This is a genomic window from Catalinimonas alkaloidigena, assembly GCF_900100765.1.
In the GTDB taxonomy this organism is placed as follows: domain Bacteria; phylum Bacteroidota; class Bacteroidia; order Cytophagales; family Flexibacteraceae; genus Mooreia; species Mooreia alkaloidigena.
The window spans coordinates 15216-32790 of the sequence record NZ_FNFO01000019.1 but is presented as its reverse complement, the minus strand read 5'-3'; the positions used below and the strand labels follow the sequence as shown (position 1 = coordinate 32790).

Here is a 17575-nt window from a genome sequence, read left to right as displayed (position 1 = left end):
CTCAGTAGGGATTGTGGGGTGAAGGATAGCCTAGCCACGTGCTCAGGAGGGTCACGACGGCCTGCACGTGTTTCGGTTCAATGTTGCGGCCGTTGAGCCAGTTTTTCAGGGTGCTGGCGGGCACCCCGCTTCGCTGCTCGATGCCGCTGAGGTTGATCAGCTTGCGGCGCTCCGGCCGTTGCAACCATTCCCGCAGGCGCTCTTTTTCTTGTTCGTATGTGCTCATAGGGTGTGCATTCGGGTCTTTTGGATCATGTCTTCGGTAGAATAGCGCTGGTAAAGCTCGGTCGTCTTGCGATCCACCGCTTGCAGACTGCCGTAGCTATCGCGCTGCGTGAGTAACGCGGTGCGAAAGGACTGAGCCAGCGATGGCTCGATGCCAATGGCGCGCATGGCTTGCAGCTTGTACGTGGTGCGGTCGATCAGGAACAGATTCGTCAGGTTCCCTTGCCCGATCGACCACTGGTCAATCCCCTGCACCTTGAACGCATTGCTCGGTGCGTCCAGTGAGAAGGGAAGCGGCCAGCGGAAGTCCAAAATGAAAAAGGGAATCGCTTCTACGACGTGGAGGCCGTACCGCAGCTTTCCCTTTTTCCAGGTCTTGACTTCCTCGGACGTGGGCCGGTCCATCAGACCGATCACGTCGAATCCTGCCTGATGAAACGTCACCACGGCTCCTTGGCCGTGGTGACGGAACCGCTCATCAGGAAACGGTTTGCCTACTTCGTATAGCATTATGCTTGTGATGGGTAACACTTCTGTTGAAATTCATTCAGGTAGATTTCAAGCTCCCTTTTACTCTCAAACACGAAGTAGGATTCGCCGCCATCGCCTTCTCCGCCGTACATGCCTGCCCAATTCTGTTTGATCAGGTAGTAGTCTCCTGCCTCGGCTTGCTCCACCCATTCGGTCGTACTACCATGCGTAGTCTCCAGCACGGTCCGAAACGCTCCGATCTCTCCTTCAAAGTGCAGTAGGTGGGTCCAGCGCTTGTTATTTCTCCATTTGGGCTGTGAATCGGTAGCGAACTTGATCAGCGTCAACGCTTCCTTACTGAACTTTTCAAGGTTGCACCGCTTCTCCCTATCGGAGCCGTTAAAAGTCAGGAAGTACGTATCAACGTGCTTCCATATCTGCATGGCCTTGTTCGCAATACCGATTGCACCATTGTCGTAGACCAAGCGCATGGGCGTTAGGGCAATGTCCCACAGTGGATTCAAGAGCATCCGGCAACACCGAACCGCTTCCAGGGCGTTATTGGCGTACCAATGGCCTCCGGTATACCCATTGAAATAGGGGGTATAGCAAAACCCGTCTCCTTCTACAAAGGGAGCGCGTTGTTTGTCGCTCATGACGCGCTGGTATAGCGCCGGATCAAACCAGCCGGGAAGGGTAAAGGAGTCATCTACTTCGTAGAGCAGCCACGACTGATTGTGCGCCCATACGGATTGAGAATGAAAATGATCACCGTCCCAAGACTCCTTGTCCGACAGGTGATACACGCGCTCAAAATCAGTCATCACAAACCCTCCGTCAACGTGCCGTTCAATCGCTATCAACCGGTGAAAAGTTTCCTTTGCTTTCGCTTTATCAATTAGCTTTTTCATGATTAGAAATTCCAGTGTTTACGCCACATTTTAAACTCGAACTGTTCTTGGGATTCCCATCCCTTTTGCTGTGCCCATCGCGGAAAGCTGTTGCTTTCGCGGAATTGCGCTTCCCTGGGTGAACCTTTCAGAAGCTTCATTTCTTTCCTGGTCTGGTAGTCGAACCACTCCAGCAGCGTAATCTGCCGAACCGAGGTAGAAGGAACCCGCCAGCGCGCCTTGATTCTTTCCAGGTAGGCTTCCTCGTCAATGGCCTCCCCCTTAAACATCCATGCGTACACCCGAACCAGTCGATCCTTGTGAAAAAGCCCGTAGGCGGGTGCCAGCGAAGCGGGGGAGAGGGGGGTAGTCATGGAAACGGTGTAGGTTCCGTTTCCATGATCGACCACTCCTTTCGGGGGCTGTGCATTAGGCATCTTGCCCTCCTTCTCCTTGGTACTTCCTCGCTTCCTCCACGTTGATGCGGACGTTGAGCCAATAGTCTCCGATTTCGGCGAGCACCTTTTTGAGCGTTTCCGCCGTTTTCCGGCGCTCCCCGTTGAGGGAGTCTCCTTTTAGATAGCGCTCGTCGAACTCAAAACTGCCCGGCACCTTTTTGGCATTGCCTGTCACGTAAAGGCAGGCCACCTGCCGCCGCCGACTCTTCTCCACGTTGACATAGACCCGTTTATCGTTCTTTCCTGATGAATCAGGCGACCAGACGGAAATGCTCACAGGACCTTCGTTGATCAGCACATCGACCGCTTCGGCCTGTTCCTTTTGCTTCTGCCACATCCTTTGCTGTTTCAGCTTTTCTTTCCGTAGCTGTTCCTCTTTCTCCGCTTGGCGCTTTTTCTCTTCCTCCGCTCTCACTTGGGCAGCAGCCTCCCGTGCCAACCGGTCGGCTTCTTCCCGCTTGATTTGCGCCTCTTCACGCAACACCGCTTGTTGGATCTTATGCTTGGCTTCGACCTCCAGCCCGAGTTGAGTCGCCTCGGCGTCAAGTTGGCGACGGGACAGTTCCTCGAATACGCGGGTCAGCAGTGCTTTCAAATCGTCGTTGGATAGTTCTTGAATGTTCAACATGATTGTGTGATTTGGTTTTGTAAAAAAATGGTACATGAAATGGGGAAAAACAGGTCCTTTTTGGGGGGGTACCCGCAAAAGGACCTGTTTTTGGTACGGTTTTTAGGAGGCCAGCCAGTAGCCTTCCCGGCCGACGAAGCGGGCAGAGTCGCCCTTGCCGATCAGATCGACCCGTCCGAAGCGGTTGCAGGCCACTTTTCCGCGCCCCAGGATGGCGACGTACTCCCGGTGGGTCGGAGCCGACCTGTAGAGGATTTCGCCGTCGAAATCGTGTACAACGTAGATTATTTCGCCGTCGAGGCTTGGCTTATCCAGCTTGGTCAGGAGGGCCGGTTGCCACTGAAACGATTCGGCCAGTTCCGCCTGCGGTTCCCCAATCAACTGACACGCACAGGAGATGGCTTGTCCTAAGCACTTGGGACACCGCTCCTGATCACAGCCCCACACGTGCAATTCGCCGGGCAGCACCCCACAGTCGCCACAGGCCTGTTTTTCCGGTTCTACCATGTCAGCACCGATCTGAATGGGTTCGTGCGTATGCTGGAGCCGCTCCAGTCGTTCCCCGGCCGCGTAACGGGTGTGCGTGTGCTGTTGGGCGGCTTGGATCTGGTCAGGCCATTCCGGAGTCATTTCGACACCCCGCCATTGGATCGTTTTCTTGGACATTGTTCTGTGATTTGGTTTTAGACTCATTTTCAGCCACTTGGTTGATTGTTCCCAATCCGTCATAGGTAGGCCTGTTCCAAATTTGGAACAAATACCCGTCAGTTCCAAATTTGGAACAGGATATTTACTGCGCGACGTGCTAAGCGCCTGAAGGGCAGGCAGAAAATTGTTAGGGAGTTTAGCGATCTCTAAACTGTGACCTGCAACTGAACTTCAGTTACAAAAAAACTCCCCTCACAGGGCGTAAGGGGAGCACGGAATGAAGTGTGGAATCTAGCAGCTTATGGAGTAACGGTAGATAGAGAAGCTGCTTACTTGCTTTCAGGTGTAAAGTACAAAAAACGGCCCCCCCCGCAAATGGAAACGGGGAGAACCGATGTATCAATCAACTATCCAATCCACTAACTCATCAGCTTGCTTTTCTTCGTTTTTTTGAGGTGATAGACACTTGCTTCCCGGCCTTGGGTGACACGGCCGGAGCAGGCAGGTAGTCGGCGATCAGGCGCTTGGTTTCTTCCTCCAGGGCCTGTTGCCGGTTGGCATACAGCTTCTTGCCTTCAAGATCCCGCTGGCCGGCAATGCGATCCAGTTCACGGGGGAACTGCATGAAATAGTCCTGCACCGCCTGGCGAAAGAAGGGCTCTTTCGTCAGGATCTTGTTGTGCTGAATGTCCAGGTAGAGGCAAGTAAAGACCGATCCGGCGTTGTAGGCCCGGTTGATCAGCAGTTCAGCCAGCTTGTTGAGCTGGTAGTTAGGAAGCCGGGTCTTGATCCGGTCGACCGACGTGGATTCGTGGTGCATCCGCAGATACGTCACGTTCTGCCACAACCGGGGCGGGATGGCCGAAGTCGCCTGCAAGTGAATGATTACGTCCTGACGACGGTGGCGAAACGTGCAGATCGACGAGACAAAGTGTTTGGTGGCGGCGGCCGTCAGGTAGTTGTTCACGTCCTCCAGCAGCAGGCACCCGTCCTCAAAAAACTTCATCAGGTCATAGCACGTCGTGGCCTTCTGATCCAGGCTCATGGGCTGGCCGCTCTTGGTGAAGGGCACGACCCGGCGAATCTCGGCCGGTCGACCCGGCACCGGCCGGAACTGCCGCACCCATTTGGCCCGGTCCTGTTCCCGCTCGGCTTCCACGTCGAAATCAATCGTAGGAAACTGCGCAAACGTCCCCTCCAGGTTCGTGTCGAAAATGAGGATGTTGCGCCCTTTTTCTTTCAGGGCCAGCAGTTCCTGCAACGTGCGGTAGGACTTGCCTACCTTGGGATGGCCCGTAACGACCATCAGCATGGGTTGACGTTCTCCTTCCTTCATCGACGGTAGTACAGATTAGGGTTGCGAAAGATGACCAGCGTCGTGTCGCGCATGGTCAGGACCCGCTGGTACTCGGTGTCGAACACGTAGGCCGATACCTCGTACTGCCGATTGCCCAGCGAGCGCCACAGGATGCGTACGCGAGCGTCTGCCATTTCCTGCACGATCACCGGATGTTCCACCGTATCGCCCGTCTCGTAGTAGGGCGACTGTGAAAACTTGGGCTGCTTCATGTGGATGCAGCCCACCAGCAGCGACAGCACCAGGTAGAAGGCCAGTGGGTTGAGCAATCGTTTCATGGGTCGGTTACTGTTTGAGTTTGAGCAATTCTTCCACTTGCAGGCCGGTCAGGGGCGAAGCGATCGAGCGCGAGGGCTGCAACAGGCCAATGGCCTCCCGCAGTTGCCGGATCTGCTCCAGCCGCTCCAGCGGAACTGATTTGGCGATGAACTGAGCCCCTTGCTTGTTGATGTGCGAAGCCAGGGGCAACTCCAGCCAATAGAGTTTGTCCAGAAGGGTTTCGACGGCGTATTGCATCTTATTCCGGCTTCTGCTGGTCTACATTGACCTGTTTGTGGCGCGAGTTGAGTTCGTAGAGGTTCGCCAGAATCCGTTCGTTTTCCTTCCGGATCTGCCGGGCCTGGAGCAACATGCGGCCCATGATCACGGCCAGCGCTATCATGAGCTGCACGTGGGGCGGGGCATTGATCTCCGAACTTTGCAGGGTCGCTTCCAGCGGCCCCCGCAGGTAGTCCTTATCCGCCTTGGAAATTTCCAGGGTGCGTCGGTTCCGTGCGTTCAGTTCCCGGATCTCATCCAGGGTGCCGACCGCGAGTTCCCCTTGGGTTTCGGCCTGCGCGACCACTTCTTCATCGAGCTTGGCGTACTGGTACGCCACGTCGGGCACCAGGTAGCCGACCGTTTCCAGGATGAAGTTGGAAAGCTGCCGGTTGGTTGTGGCATTGACCGTCGGCGTAGCCGGTAGCACCGGATCGGCACCAGGGTCCTGTCCCAGGCCGGACGCATCCCCACCGGTTTCCCCCTCGTCCTCTTCATCCATCAGGGCCGATTCGTTGAACTCGAAGGAGGGCGGGGGCGTGTTGTTCGTGGCACGTTTGCCGGGACCAGCGGGCGGGGTGAAGGTCTGCGACAACTCCAGCGGGTCGGCATCCGAGGCCACAATGGTTTCGGTCGGCGTTGCCGTGGGCATGGCGCTGATCAGGGGAGATTCCCCTATGTCGGGCGCACTGGCGACTTGATCTTGCATTCTAACAGTCGTTTAAAGTTTTTTGATAGTCCTTCAGGGAAGTCAGGGCTTCCAAATAGGCGGCATAGGAATCCTGAAACAGGCGCGGTTGCGCCGTGATGTGCCGGAACCGCTCGATGCCGTCCCACACGGCCCCGATCGAGGTGCCGAACCGGGCGGCGATGGCGCGCACCGTCAGGCCTTGTTCCCGGTGCATCAGGAAATAGCACAGCGCCCGTGCTTCGACCGTGGCGTGTCTGCGGTCGGAGAAAAGCTGATCCAGACTCAGGTTCCCGGCCCGGCATACCGTCAGGCAGAGGAACGTGAACATGCGGTCCCGCTTCTGCATCCGGTTGTGCGGAAACATGCGGTCGCAGAGCACATTGACCAGGGTCGAAACAGGGGCTTGCTGTGCAATCATTGCCTTATGCGGCCTTCAGCCCGTTAACCAGCGTTTTAGCCAGGCTTTCGCCGGAATGGATGGCCATTTTGTCAGCGATCGGTTGGCCGTTCGCGTCGAGTTCGGCCAGCAGCGTACACTTCTCTTCCGTAGGCGACAGGGGCAGGGAGTGTACGTACTTGTAGCCGGTCGAAAGTTTGCCCTGTTTGTTGGTGTAGCGAAACACGATCAGGCGCACTTCCCCTTCGGTGATGTTGTGTTCCTTTTGCAGGGTTTCCAGGTGACCGCCCAGGTTGGCGAGTAGATCTCCGAGCGTAGAGGCGATAGTTTCCAGCGGAACCATCCGCAGGAACATGGCAGCGTCAAACATGATTTTTTTGGAATTAGGGGGCTGGTTCTCAGCCTTTTTTAAGTTGATAATTGGTCAATCCGAAGAAGCCTCGTGTCAGCACAAAATGCGGGGTGCGGTACGTGTCGGGCGATTTCCAGCGGGCAAAATCGAATCCGTAGCGACGTAACGTATCCAGCGAAATGCCGGAGGTACAGCCCTCTTCATACATGCGTTCGAACACCCGGTCATTGTGGGCGACCGTCACGTTCACAGGTTGTTGAGGAGCCGGTTTGGGCGCGGGTGCTGCGGCCGGTTTGGACGGCTGCGGCTGCGGCGCGGGCGCAGGGGTAGGGGTAGGCGCTGCCGGTGGCGGCGCTGGCGCGGGCGCAGCGGGTTCTTCTTCCCACTCGTCGAGCCAGGCTTCCAGGTTTTCTACGATTTCCTCTGACGAAGCAATCAGTTCCGGCGTCATCCCATGCTTACGAAATGCCTGGTGATGGACGTGGATCTCGGCTTTCAGTTCGTCAGGCAAATCGTCAAAGTTTATGCGGTTGCGTTGTAGCCACAACTCGTATGAAAATTGTCGAAGTGCCATGTTGCTTTATGCGGCTTGTGGTTTAGAATACTTCTTTCTCAGGTCAATTTCATCAGCGGCCAACTGCGAAGTCACCTTCTCGATGTACTTCTGAATGATGGCGTTGGCTTCGTCCCGCAGCTGCTCCAGTTCTTTGGTGAACGCCTCCTTTTGGGTCGGATCAGGAGCAGGCGCCTTTACTTTTTTGACCCGGTTACTGACCTGCATTTTCAGGATGGAGTCCACGGCTTTGGCCGTTTTCTGCTTCACCGAAGGCTTGGGCGTCTTGTTGAAATCCTGCAACGTCATGGCGTTGGCCTTCTCGGCCGGAACTCCTGACGCGATGGCTTCCTGACGCAGCTTCTCCAGTTGCGCTTCGCGCTTTTCCTGATTGACTTTGGAAATGAACGCCTTACACTCGTCCACGTCCATGTCTTTGAAGTTGTACTTCACTTGTTTGGCGGCGCGCTTCCGTGCGGCCCGTGCGGCCGACTCTTCCTTTTTCGGCGCTGGCGCTTTCGGCGCTGGCGCGGGTGTATCGTCCTTCGCCTTTTTCACGTTCGGCTTTTTCGACTTGGACTTCCCGCCGTTTTTGATCGGCGTTTTTTTGGCAGGCGCAGGCTTGGGTTCCTTTTTGTCGGAACCGTTGCGCGAAGCCAGTTCCGCTTCGATGTCGGCAATGACGCCCTCCATCCGCTTGCGCAGCGGCTCGGGAATCAGGGTATTGGTGAGGCCTTTCTTCTGGGCCTCCAGGCTTTCTTTCAGTTCAGCCGTGGATTTCGATTTCAGTGACATGCGTGTTTTTGATGATGATTGACAGGTGACAGAAAGATTAAATGAACTCCAGCATGGCAGACAGGGCCGCTACGGCTTCCTCGAACTGAGGGCGCTCGTCCGTGTCGACAAACTCCACGGCCGCGCTCAGGGCCGTAATGGCCTCCTGTACGGTCTCCCGACTCACGTCGCCGGTCGGCTCGTCCGTGTTGGCCGGATCGGGGAGAGGGCCCCACTTGCCGACCACCTGCATGATCATTTCGTCGATCTCGTGGTGAATCGGGTCTTGGCGCTGAAAGTTGTCCGTCTCCTGTTGCAGCAGCTTCACGCCTTCTGCCAGGTTAAGACGGAGGCCAAACGTCGCTTCCACTTCGCGCTGGCGATCTTCTGGAATGACCACGGCCGCGAAATTGAATTGTTCGTTGAGCAGTTCTTTTACTTGGTAGTTCATGGTTGTAGAAATGAAAAGAGGTTAGAAACCGATGTGTTGGCCTAACAGGAGTTTCAGCTTCTCCCGCAGGTCGAAAATCCCGTCCAGCAAATCGAATTGCACTTGCTTTTGCTCCAGCAGACCAAGCACCCGGTCCCAGGCCTGGTTGAGGTGTTTCGCTTCGTTGGAGTCGATTTTCAGTTGCCCTTCTCCCTGCTCCAGCGGCGTGAACACGTCGTAGAGGAAGTGGGTTTTCCGCTTGCCGTAGCCGCTCTGGGCGCGCTGTGCCACGACCCGCAGCGTCTCGCGCCGGAAGTCCAGTTCCAGGTAGAGTTCGTGCCATACCTCTTTGGGAAACCGCAGGGACTCGGTTTTGAACAGAATCAGCCGGGCACCGGTCCCGTATTCGACCAGCTCACGCAGCGTCAAGAGGTTGCTTCGCTCCGGACCCAGATCCAGCACAAAGCCGACCGGCTCTTTGTCCAGCATCATTTTGAAAAACGGCACAAAGCGCAGGAAGAAATTCTTATCTGAGATGCAGCGGTCTGACTGCAAGCGCTCCTCGATGTAGCGTTCGAAGGGGTAGTTTTTTTCCTGCATCATGGACTGCCGTAGCTGAATCTCGTTCAGCACCCGCAGCGCCAGGCGTTTGTCAACTTCAGAGAGCAGATTCAGCAAGTGCCGGCCGTTCGGGTCGCCTTGCTCCAGCAGGCTCGGAATCAGTTCTTTACACTGGTGAAACAGCGCCCGGTATGCTTCGTCGATCGACTCCTGTCCGGACCCGGTAATGGCTTCGTTCGCCAGGTCCCGCCGCAGGCAGAACAGGTCGATGAGTTGAAAGTAACTGGACGTAAACAGGCTGTTCCGCTTCATCGCACACCTCCGTTAATCCAGGTGATCGAATGTACAGATTGGAGGCTCAGGACAAATTGAGCATGTCCTTCCTCCGACTCCAGCAGGAGGGGGCACTCGGTAGCGGCGAGCGATACCCGGTCGAAACACAGGTAGCGGTACCGGCGATCGTCGTCACGCAGGTCCACGTCAACATAGCGCAGAAATACCATGTCCTCATGCGCGAAGTGGACCAGAATCTTGAAGTCATAGAAGTGATGCCCGGTAGGTTTGTGGAGAAACGTTTTGTAGGCCTCCCCCTCCAGGTGATCAATGATGCGCTTGCGTTCGTGGGTGCTTACCGGAATCATGCTCTTGGAGGGTTTTTGGAAGAAAAATCGTTGATCAAGCGGTTGAGTTGGCTCAGGGTGGCCTGCCTGGTGGACACCCGGCCGAAGAAAAAGAAGGGGCGCTGCTCGAACTGCTTGACGCACCACTGCATCGTTTCAATCGGGGCGGCATTGCCCATCATCTCTTCCTGAGCTTCGTTCAGGAAGTTGGCCATCCCCACCATGCCGTTGAATCCCTTCCAGCGGTAGAAGCTAGGCTCGGCCACGACTTTGGCGATCTCGTTCACGTTCAGCGGATCGTCGAATCCCTTCACCCGCACGTTCGCCAGGCGCAGCTTTTTCGACTTCTTGCAGACGGTTCCGACCAGGGTGTTGATCTCGACGGAGTGGCCCTGTTCGGTCAGCAGTTGCGCGAACGCCATCACCCCGGCCGCATTGAAGGCCATGTCTGGCCCCGACACGGAAGAAGAGGCCCCGGCATGGATGTAGAGCACAAAGTGCTGGCCTTCCACCGGTACCTTTTCGTAGGCCGCATACACGTCGCGTACGGACGTGACGAATTTTTTCTCGACCGGCGATCCGTCCGCTTTCAGCGTCAGAATCCCGTCCGCTTCCCGCGAGAAGTCTACTTCGTCCCGGCTCACCTGCTTTTCCAGCGCTTCGCTGTACAGCAAGGGCCGCAGGCCGGTGGCGGCCTTGTCGAAGGAGAAAACGCCGATACCGAACGGGTTCCAGCGCATTTTCTTGGTAGGCGCTTCCAGGAAGGTCTGCATGGACGCTAGTCGGCGCAGCTGGTCGGACATGTCCTGTTGTGCCTCGTCGATGAGCTGAGGGGAGCGGTACTGGTCGATTTGATTCAGTTCCTCCAGGCTTTCCGGCGTAGGCAGACCGAACCAATCGTCCTTTCTGTCGATGTAGTATTGAGCGGTTTCGCGCAGCGACTGATGCACCTTGTAGTTGCGTCCGTTCACATTCTGGCGACTCGTGTTTCCCCAGGCCACAAAGTCCTGCACAGAGGCAAATTCCAGCACACGCAGGCCGACCTGGGCCTTCATGTTCTGAAATCCGAAGGACAGCTTGTCGTCGGGACCGATGATGAGTTTTGGAGTAACCATTGTGAGGGGAGGTGCCTATCAGTCGTTGGTGATCGGCGTCGATTTCGCGCCGTATTCCTGCCGGAACCGCTGCATTTCCTTCGGTCCCCGGTAGGTGTTGAGAAAGTCGTCGTAGTCGATCGTATGCTTGATCGAGAGGGCTTTATCACTGGGCATGACCTCGAAATAGCTATCAATGTGGTCTTTCAAGGTTTTGCCGTTTTTGACAGCGGGGCGCTGGCCCAAGGCCCGCTCCATCTCGATCTGGTAGATCCGGTTGCAGGAGAGCATGAAGCGCAGCGTCATGATTTCGTCTTTGACGCCGGAGCTGATCAGCCCGTCACGGATCTTATCGCAGATCTCATAGACCGCCGAAAACAGCAAGCTTTTCTCCAGGTCCCGGTTGAACTCGACTCGGTAGTAGGAACCCGTAAAACGGTCGATCAGTGAGAGATCCAGCTTGTTGTTGCCCACGTAGCGGGGAGAGGTCGCTTTCCCCGTGGTGTTGCCGGTGGCGATCACGCAGAAGTCCGGATGTTTCTTGATTTCTACCCCTCGTCCGTTGCGAATGGAGGGCACGTAATCCGGCTTCTCCTGGTCGGCGGACATGGCTAGGGCTTCGTTGAGAATCCCGGCCGTGTTGGGGTCCAGCTTGGGCATTTCGTCCAGCACCAGAATCTTTCCGTCGCGCCAGGCCTCGATGAGCAACCCTTCCTGGTAGCCCTCGATGGTCTGCCCGCCTTTCAGGTCGATGGTCGACGTGAACTGGTTGCAACTCACCACCACTACCTGACGTTGGAGTGCCCGTCCGATCTCTTTGGCAAGGGTCGTTTTCCCGGTTCCGGCTTCGCCGTACAGGTAGACGTTGTTGCCCACCAGCAGATCGTCGATGATTTTGAAAAATGCGGGAATTTCCCCGGCACCCGGTACCGGCACCACGTCGCCGGAGGGCAACACCAGTTCGATCCGCTGCACGGCACTGACCATTTTGAGCAGTTCCGGACTTAGGTGATCGGCCGTGATTTGCAGGCCCTGGAGTTCTTCAGCGATGATTTTCTTCACCTGCGCCACGTCGACCTTGGCTGCTTTCGGGTCTCCTTGCCCAGCGGGATTGGTGATTTTGAGAAAGCGCATCAACTCTTCGGCCAGCTTACCGGCCTGTTCGTTGATCTGTTGACTTGTTGGGTTGGTATCCATGATTGACTAGGAGAGGACAGTGATGAGTTGCTTTTCGAAAAGGTCCAGGGTGATGACTTCCAGTTTGTTGCCCAGGTATTGCGCATAGAGTTGGTCGGCCAGTTGGGCCAGCGTCCAGTCGCCGTAGATGAACTCCATGTTGCCCACGTCGGCCGTGGTTTCCAGGATCAGATCAGAGAGGTACTGACGGGTCTGCACGGCGTTGCCGGGCACGACGGCCGCTTTGACCCGCTCGGGCATACGCTCTTTCTCAGCTTCGGTAAGGCCAATCAGCCAGTAGTGGTAGGCGTCTGCCAGCGTCGGGAAGACGGGCACCAGGCCGTAGCCGATCCGTTCCCGGTTGGAGAGGTAGCGCTTATAGGTCAGGATGGTTTTGCCGTTGACCTCTTCCATGCCCACAAAGCCGGGCAGCGGATGCGTGTCGGCTCCCTGCATGGGTTTGGTGGCACGGAACCGGTACGTAGCGGTCGGTTCCTCCCGAGGGCTAGGATCGTCCACCAGGGCCGGATCGTCGCCTTCCACCTCTTGCGAATCCACCAGCATCGACATTTGGTAGTCCCGCTCCAGCAGATCCACCAGCGCCGTCAGGTCCGCCGTCAGGGTCGCAAAAGCATAGGAGTCGTACTTCACAAACTCCCCGTACTGTACCAGGGCGAGCAGGGCCTCGTTCTTGAGGAACTGCGCGCCTTTCTTCATCGACGACGGCACCCGCAGGCGAAACCCGCCGAACTGGCGCACGATGGCGAAGTCATAGTCGGCCGCTTCCATTACCTCGTTCGTCGTCACCATTGCTTGCAGAAACGGCAGGGCGCGACGGACCGGAATGCGGGCTTTGAAACCGCCCTCTTTTTTGGTCGGGTCGAACTTCTCCGATAGCAGAATCCCTTTTTTGATCTCGCCTTCCACCGTGGTAAAGCGAATCACTTTGCCGATGGCGTAGGAAGAGGCCTGCAAAAGGTTGCCGGTCAGAATGTAGCGTGAGGTTCGGTTTTTGGTCGGAATCTGCGAATCCCAATACTGGAGCGTCAGTTCCCGGTTTTTCATGAATGCAGACGCACCCAGAATCCCGTAGAGCGATTCTTTTTTAGAACCCGGTATTCTCAGCTTCACCCGTGAATCAGCAACGGCGAAGTTGAACAGCATGGAGGAAAGGGCGAAGGGGTTTTTCGCCTTGGGATTGAGTTGAACACCCAGGAAGATGCCGGGCGAGTAGGCCTGAGAATCCCCCTCGGCTTTGATGGGCATGGCGTAGGCCGTACCGATCGTAAACTGGTCGATGAGTTGGTTGACCCATTCGTAGTAGTGCAGGTTGTCCTGTTCTACTTCGGCCAGGCGCTCCTGATCTTCCGGATCTACCTGTTTGAGGCGCTTCATGGACCAGACCGAATAGTGATCCTCGAACTTTTGCCGGAACTGCTTTTTTACGTCCCGCGCCGGGAGGCCCTGCAACGTTTTTTGCAGTTCCGCTTCCACGGCCTCGCGCTTCATAGGCTTGCGCAACACATTGCAGAGGCACTCTTCCAGGTAGGTGTTTTCCGCAAAAGCGGAATCGCCCTCTTTCCCAAAGACCACCGTCTGCTTTTTGATGGTTTTGGCCTCCAGGTTCAGGAACTCCGTCTCCAGGTCGTAGTCCCCCTCGTCGATGAGGGTCTGCACGTAGTTGCCGTAGCGCTCCAGCACGTCGTCATAGATCTTTTCCTGTTCTGCCACCGACAGGATGGCCACGCGACCCAGGAACTTGTTGGCAATGCCTTCTTTGACCGTATCCGAGTTGATGGGAATGTCCACCGTGGCCGACAATTCCCGGTCTTCCATCAGCAGTTCGTACACCACATCGTCGCCGTACTTGTTGATCACGTCCTCGGCAATTACCTGCGTAGAGGTCGCTTTCTGGTTGGACGACGTGTTGGCATCCAGGCTTTTCAGCTTGGTTTTCAGCATCATCATGAGCCGGGATTCGGCCGGAACTGCGCTGGTGAGGTACCGGTACTCAGGCGGTTGGACCTGTCCCGTGCGGTTGATGCGCCCGCGCTTTTGGATCTCGGTGTTGACGTTCAGTTCCACCTGGTGAATGATCATCACCCGCTGGCGGCGATCGTCGAAATCCCGTGAGGCATGGGCCGAAGCCCCCGTGGCCCCGCTGGTATTGATCAGTAACACGTCGCGCTCTCCGGCATTGAACTGGCGGAACATCTCGTTGACGTTGTTGCTGCGTGATTCCACAGTGGCCACCGTGTAGGTATCGTCGTGAAAGGCCAGGACCTTGCTGCGGCCGGTCACCTCGGCGACTTTGTAGTACCCACCTTCCGGCTTGCGTTCGGCCTCGATGCGCTTGATCAGCACGTCGATGGGTGAAATGGTAATGCCGACCGAGGTCGCCTCGATCTGGGCTTTGATTGAATGGTACTGGTCCTGTGCTTCAGCGGGCAGGGTATCCACGTCGATGAAGTGCTTTTCCCCTTCTCCCATGAAGTTGCGCGTCGTGATCGAGAGCACACTCTCCAGCGCCCGGTGGAAGGTCAGTGAGAAGTCAGTATCTTCCACCACGTCGCCGGGCTGGTAGCCCATGTGGTCCAGGAAGCTGCCCATTGTGGCACGGATGGCGATGACGGGCTTGCGATCGGAACGCAGGATCTCCAGCGCTTCGTCCGCCACGGCCTCGGCCTTCAGGCTGAAAAGAAGCTGGTCGATCACGTTGAACACCTTGGAAACAAAGGGCACGTTGTCTACCCCTGCGGCAGAGGTTCCGGACGTGACGTTGGCTCCTTCGCCGCCTTCGTCCTTCACCTGCTTGTCCATCTTCTTGACCGCAGGGCGAATCCAACGGTTTTGAAAGTCGATGATCTGACGAATGATCGAGACGACCGTATCGAATTTGGTACGGTGTTCCAGGGCCTGTTTTTCCAGGACCTTGTATTCGATTTTGATGCCCTTGAAGCTGCGCTCCCGGCGAATCATCTGACCGCCCTCCACCAGCATGGAACTGACCACTTCTTGCAGGACCGGCCCGCCGTTCTCGATGGCTTTCACCAGGTCCTCGTGGGAAAGGTTGGCTTCCTGCATGGCCGTTTTCATGGCGTAGAGCACCATGTTTTTGGGCGATTTGGCGTAGGTAGCCGACAGGTAGATGGTGGCCTGGCTCGATTCGCACAGGGCTTGCAGGTAGAGGCCGATGTTAGAAGTCGGTCCACCGGCATTGTGCGACTCGTCCAGGATCATGATGGCGTTCTGCGCAAAACGTCGCACAAAGGCTTTCTTGTCCGTTTCCGCATTGCTCATGACCTGAGAATAGGTCGTCATGATGAACTGCGCACCGTCCGGCAACTGGTAGGAGGACAGCGCCTCTTCGTGCAGGGACTTGCTCAGCTTCGGATAGAGCGTCTTGCCGTTCGATTGGTTGACGATGCGTTCGTTGTTGATCACGAACGGCACCAGGTGCCCGGCATCAATGCCGATCAGGTCCCGGTAGAGGTCCGAAAACAGGTTCGGCTTTTCCGTGAAAAACACGGGCGTTTTCCCCTGGTTCACCCCGTAGCGGATCAGGGCCGCAGCGATGCGCCCCTTCCCGATGCCGGTCATGTCCCCGATGATGCAGCCGCCGCCTTCTTCGATCTGGGTGATGGCCAGCATCACGGCGTCGATCTGTTCGGCCGACAGCGCCGCATAGAGCGCTTCCTTGGTCGGATAGTCCAGGGCCTTGCGGACGTATTCATCGAAATTACCATGCACCCGTTGCAGTTGCCGCAGGGCCTTGGCCGTCTCGAACGACATGGAGGCCGGAACTGAGACGTTGAGGGAGGTGCCTTGGGAAATCGGCCGGTACGGTACGGTCGATTCCTCTTCCCGGAGGGCGTTTACAACCGCTCCAGTATCGTTCTGAGGTTCGTTTCCTTGTACCATGCTTCGGTGTGCTTAAAAATTTCCAGAATCCCGTTTTCGCCTAGCTGCCCGGCGACTTCTTTCCAGCCGGAACTGCTCAATTCCCCTAGTTCCGCGTAGTAGCGCCCCAGGGTGTCGTTAATGTGCTGCGCGTACGTGCCGATCTCCAGGAGATATTCAGCGAGTTCCAGATCGGTCATGTACGGCAGGCTTGTGCCTAAATAATGGTTGACCACTTCCACCGGGCTTTCCCCGTCTTCGCGGGCCGCTTGGATCAGCGAAATCAGGCGTGCTCTGAGCAGGGCCACGTGGTTGTCGAAGCTGCCCGGCGATCCCCCCTTGGGAGTCGCTACCGTCAACAGGATGAGCTGGTCATCCGCCAGGGTCATGTGGGGGTCAAAAAAGATTTTCATTTCAGTACCGTTTGCAGTTGCTTGTGCAGCAGGATTAAGGAAGAAGAAGGTTGAACAAAGCCAGTCAGCGCGTTCCAGGACCGCAGCAGCGAAACCGAGTCCGGCTGGCAGGGATAGCGCTTTTGGGTGAGGTACTGCGCAAACAAGAGCTTGTCCGTGGGCTTGAGCGCTTCCACGGTGCGTAGCATCTCGTTCGAGTCCAGCGAATCGGCCAGGACATCCAGGGCGGTCTTGAGCGATTCCGACAGGTCCACCGGCCGGAACTGTGCCAGTGGATCTGGCACGGCATTGGGGTCGGGGCGCTGGTGCGCCTGGTGCAGTAGCTGCGAGGCGCGGTACCGGTCAGGGTGCTGCACTTTGAACTCGTCCTTGGTCAGACGACCGTAGGCAAACTCGATGGGAAAGCGCATGTCTGCGCGTTCAGTAGCCGATTTAAAGCGGGTCCACAACTCGCCCCAGGTCGTGCAGACCTCGGCAAGTTCGGGTTGCGCCACCAGGCGCTGCGCGAATCCCTCCGGAGCAGGTTTGCGACCGGCAATGAGAATGACCCGCACGGGTGCCCAGGCTCCCTGTTTCTTGTAGAAATCGTTGTGCACCGAGATTACGTCGATCACATGGTAGTAGTGATACAGCGCATTGAAGAAGATCCGGTAGTCTTTGAACCGGCCGTCGTCGTCAAATTCGTTGTGCCCGTAAATGATCAGGGCCGCTCGGCCGGTCGGCTTCATGTGGCCCAGGGCCATAAGGCAGTGCAGGTGCTCCCGGCGTTTGATCTCAAAGCCGTTCCAGCGCTGCCGCTCCGGTAGCAGTTCAAAGGGAGGATTGCCGATTACTACGTCGAAACGCTGGTTAGGAATCGACAGGGTATCGGTGTCCTGCGAAAGGACCTGCCCATATTCCGACAGTTCCAGCAACCGGCGACGGAAGGGTTCGATCTCGTTGACGGTGGCCTTGCTCCGATCGGGCAGGCCGATCAGCATCATCCCCGTGCCGCCGTTGGGTTCCAGGACGCTGCGCGCTTTGTCGAGGTGACAGAACCAGCCGCAGAGCGCCGCCAGGGGTGCCGGGGTTGAAAATTGTTGAAAGAGTTGTTTCCGCGAGGATTTCGTGGTAAACGACGGCTGGTGTTCATCATAAAAATCGGTCAGGCGCTGAAACGCCACTTCTTTGGTGTGGGAAACCATCAGCATGGCCCGGTAAAACGCGACCGCCGCCCATTCGGCCGCATCCATCTGTTGATGGACGACGGGAACCCCCCAATCTTTGCCCAGGCGGGAAAAGTTGCGGTAGGTAAGCTTGTGCTGACGCAAAAGCTCCTGCCGTACCGCCGCCGCGTAGTTAAAGATCTGTTCGTTTGATGAATGTTGCATACCTATTTAGCAGGCCAGGGGGAACAGTGT

The 17575-nt window shown here is 56.7% G+C and carries 22 protein-coding genes; all 22 read right to left on the bottom strand.

What is annotated here, in order from left to right; all coding sequences use genetic code 11:
- Nucleotide 1 precedes the first annotated feature (1 nt).
- The 22 genes from BLR44_RS27665 to BLR44_RS27560 all read right to left on the bottom strand — a co-directional run bounded on the left by BLR44_RS27665 (nt 2) and on the right by BLR44_RS27560 (nt 17545).
- Nucleotides 2–226, bottom strand: a complete 225-nt coding sequence (locus BLR44_RS27665; protein WP_089688615.1) for a hypothetical protein — start codon at nt 224–226, stop codon at nt 2–4.
- Nucleotides 223–735 carry a hypothetical protein gene (locus BLR44_RS27660; RefSeq protein WP_089688614.1) on the bottom strand — a complete coding sequence of 171 codons (513 nt, stop codon included), beginning with the start codon at nt 733–735 and terminating at the stop codon, nt 223–225. The genes BLR44_RS27665 and BLR44_RS27660 overlap by 4 nt, the downstream gene beginning before the upstream one ends.
- The gene (locus BLR44_RS27655; protein ID WP_089688612.1) at nt 735–1607 is read right to left on the bottom strand and encodes a hypothetical protein; all 873 of its coding nucleotides are present in this window, start codon (nt 1605–1607) and stop codon (nt 735–737) included. The genes BLR44_RS27660 and BLR44_RS27655 overlap by 1 nt, the downstream gene beginning before the upstream one ends.
- Before the next feature lie 2 nt (nt 1608–1609).
- Nucleotides 1610–1960: a hypothetical protein gene (locus tag BLR44_RS27650; protein WP_089688610.1), complete on the bottom strand. Its 351-nt coding sequence runs from the start codon at nt 1958–1960 to the stop codon at nt 1610–1612.
- 55 nt (nt 1961–2015) lie between these two features.
- On the bottom strand, nt 2016–2708 hold the full coding sequence (locus BLR44_RS27645; protein WP_143017522.1) for a flotillin family protein: 693 nt from the start codon (nt 2706–2708) through the stop codon (nt 2016–2018).
- Nucleotides 2709–2774: 66 nt separating this feature from the next.
- Nucleotides 2775–3338, bottom strand: coding sequence for a hypothetical protein (locus BLR44_RS27640; protein ID WP_089688606.1), 564 nt, complete (start codon nt 3336–3338; stop codon nt 2775–2777).
- A 409-nt stretch (nt 3339–3747) separates the two neighbouring features.
- Nucleotides 3748–4656: a hypothetical protein gene (locus BLR44_RS27635; RefSeq protein WP_089688604.1), complete on the bottom strand. Its 909-nt coding sequence runs from the start codon at nt 4654–4656 to the stop codon at nt 3748–3750.
- Nucleotides 4653–4955 carry a hypothetical protein gene (locus BLR44_RS27630; protein ID WP_089688603.1) on the bottom strand — a complete coding sequence of 101 codons (303 nt, stop codon included), beginning with the start codon at nt 4953–4955 and terminating at the stop codon, nt 4653–4655. Before BLR44_RS27630 ends, BLR44_RS27635 begins: the two co-directional genes overlap by 4 nt.
- A 7-nt stretch (nt 4956–4962) precedes the next feature.
- Complete coding sequence (locus BLR44_RS27625) at nt 4963–5193, bottom strand: hypothetical protein (protein WP_089688600.1); 231 nt, start codon at nt 5191–5193, stop codon at nt 4963–4965.
- Between the two features lies 1 nt (nt 5194).
- Nucleotides 5195–5923 carry a hypothetical protein gene (locus BLR44_RS27620; protein WP_089688598.1) on the bottom strand — a complete coding sequence of 243 codons (729 nt, stop codon included), beginning with the start codon at nt 5921–5923 and terminating at the stop codon, nt 5195–5197.
- 1 nt (nt 5924) lies between these two features.
- Complete coding sequence (locus tag BLR44_RS27615; RefSeq protein WP_089688596.1) at nt 5925–6323, bottom strand: hypothetical protein; 399 nt, start codon at nt 6321–6323, stop codon at nt 5925–5927.
- A gap of 4 nt (nt 6324–6327) precedes the next feature.
- Entirely contained in the window at nt 6328–6672 is a 345-nt protein-coding gene (locus tag BLR44_RS27610; protein WP_089688595.1) for a hypothetical protein, read from the bottom strand.
- Nucleotides 6673–6700: 28 nt separating this feature from the next.
- The gene (locus BLR44_RS27605) at nt 6701–7165 is read right to left on the bottom strand and encodes a hypothetical protein (RefSeq protein ID WP_218127212.1); all 465 of its coding nucleotides are present in this window, start codon (nt 7163–7165) and stop codon (nt 6701–6703) included.
- Between the two features lie 69 nt (nt 7166–7234).
- Nucleotides 7235–8002, bottom strand: coding sequence for a hypothetical protein (locus tag BLR44_RS27600; protein WP_089688590.1), 768 nt, complete (start codon nt 8000–8002; stop codon nt 7235–7237).
- A gap of 37 nt (nt 8003–8039) precedes the next feature.
- Nucleotides 8040–8432 carry a hypothetical protein gene (locus tag BLR44_RS27595; RefSeq protein ID WP_089688588.1) on the bottom strand — a complete coding sequence of 131 codons (393 nt, stop codon included), beginning with the start codon at nt 8430–8432 and terminating at the stop codon, nt 8040–8042.
- Nucleotides 8433–8453: 21 nt separating this feature from the next.
- Nucleotides 8454–9284 (bottom strand): hypothetical protein, encoded by an 831-nt coding sequence (locus BLR44_RS27590; protein ID WP_089688586.1) that lies wholly within the window; start codon nt 9282–9284, stop codon nt 8454–8456.
- Nucleotides 9281–9613 carry a hypothetical protein gene (locus BLR44_RS27585; protein WP_089688584.1) on the bottom strand — a complete coding sequence of 111 codons (333 nt, stop codon included), beginning with the start codon at nt 9611–9613 and terminating at the stop codon, nt 9281–9283. The genes BLR44_RS27590 and BLR44_RS27585 overlap by 4 nt, the downstream gene beginning before the upstream one ends.
- Nucleotides 9610–10707 carry a DUF7192 family protein gene (locus BLR44_RS27580; RefSeq protein WP_089688583.1) on the bottom strand — a complete coding sequence of 366 codons (1098 nt, stop codon included), beginning with the start codon at nt 10705–10707 and terminating at the stop codon, nt 9610–9612. Before BLR44_RS27580 ends, BLR44_RS27585 begins: the two co-directional genes overlap by 4 nt.
- Nucleotides 10708–10725: 18 nt before the next feature.
- On the bottom strand, nt 10726–11883 hold the full coding sequence (locus tag BLR44_RS27575; protein WP_218127211.1) for an AAA family ATPase: 1158 nt from the start codon (nt 11881–11883) through the stop codon (nt 10726–10728).
- A 6-nt stretch (nt 11884–11889) separates the two neighbouring features.
- Nucleotides 11890–15783, bottom strand: coding sequence for a strawberry notch C-terminal domain-containing protein (locus BLR44_RS27570; RefSeq protein WP_089688581.1), 3894 nt, complete (start codon nt 15781–15783; stop codon nt 11890–11892).
- On the bottom strand, nt 15738–16175 hold the full coding sequence (locus tag BLR44_RS27565) for a hypothetical protein (protein WP_089688579.1): 438 nt from the start codon (nt 16173–16175) through the stop codon (nt 15738–15740). The genes BLR44_RS27570 and BLR44_RS27565 overlap by 46 nt, the downstream gene beginning before the upstream one ends.
- The gene (locus tag BLR44_RS27560; protein ID WP_089688578.1) at nt 16172–17545 is read right to left on the bottom strand and encodes a hypothetical protein; all 1374 of its coding nucleotides are present in this window, start codon (nt 17543–17545) and stop codon (nt 16172–16174) included. The genes BLR44_RS27565 and BLR44_RS27560 overlap by 4 nt, the downstream gene beginning before the upstream one ends.
- Nucleotides 17546–17575 lie beyond the last annotated feature (30 nt).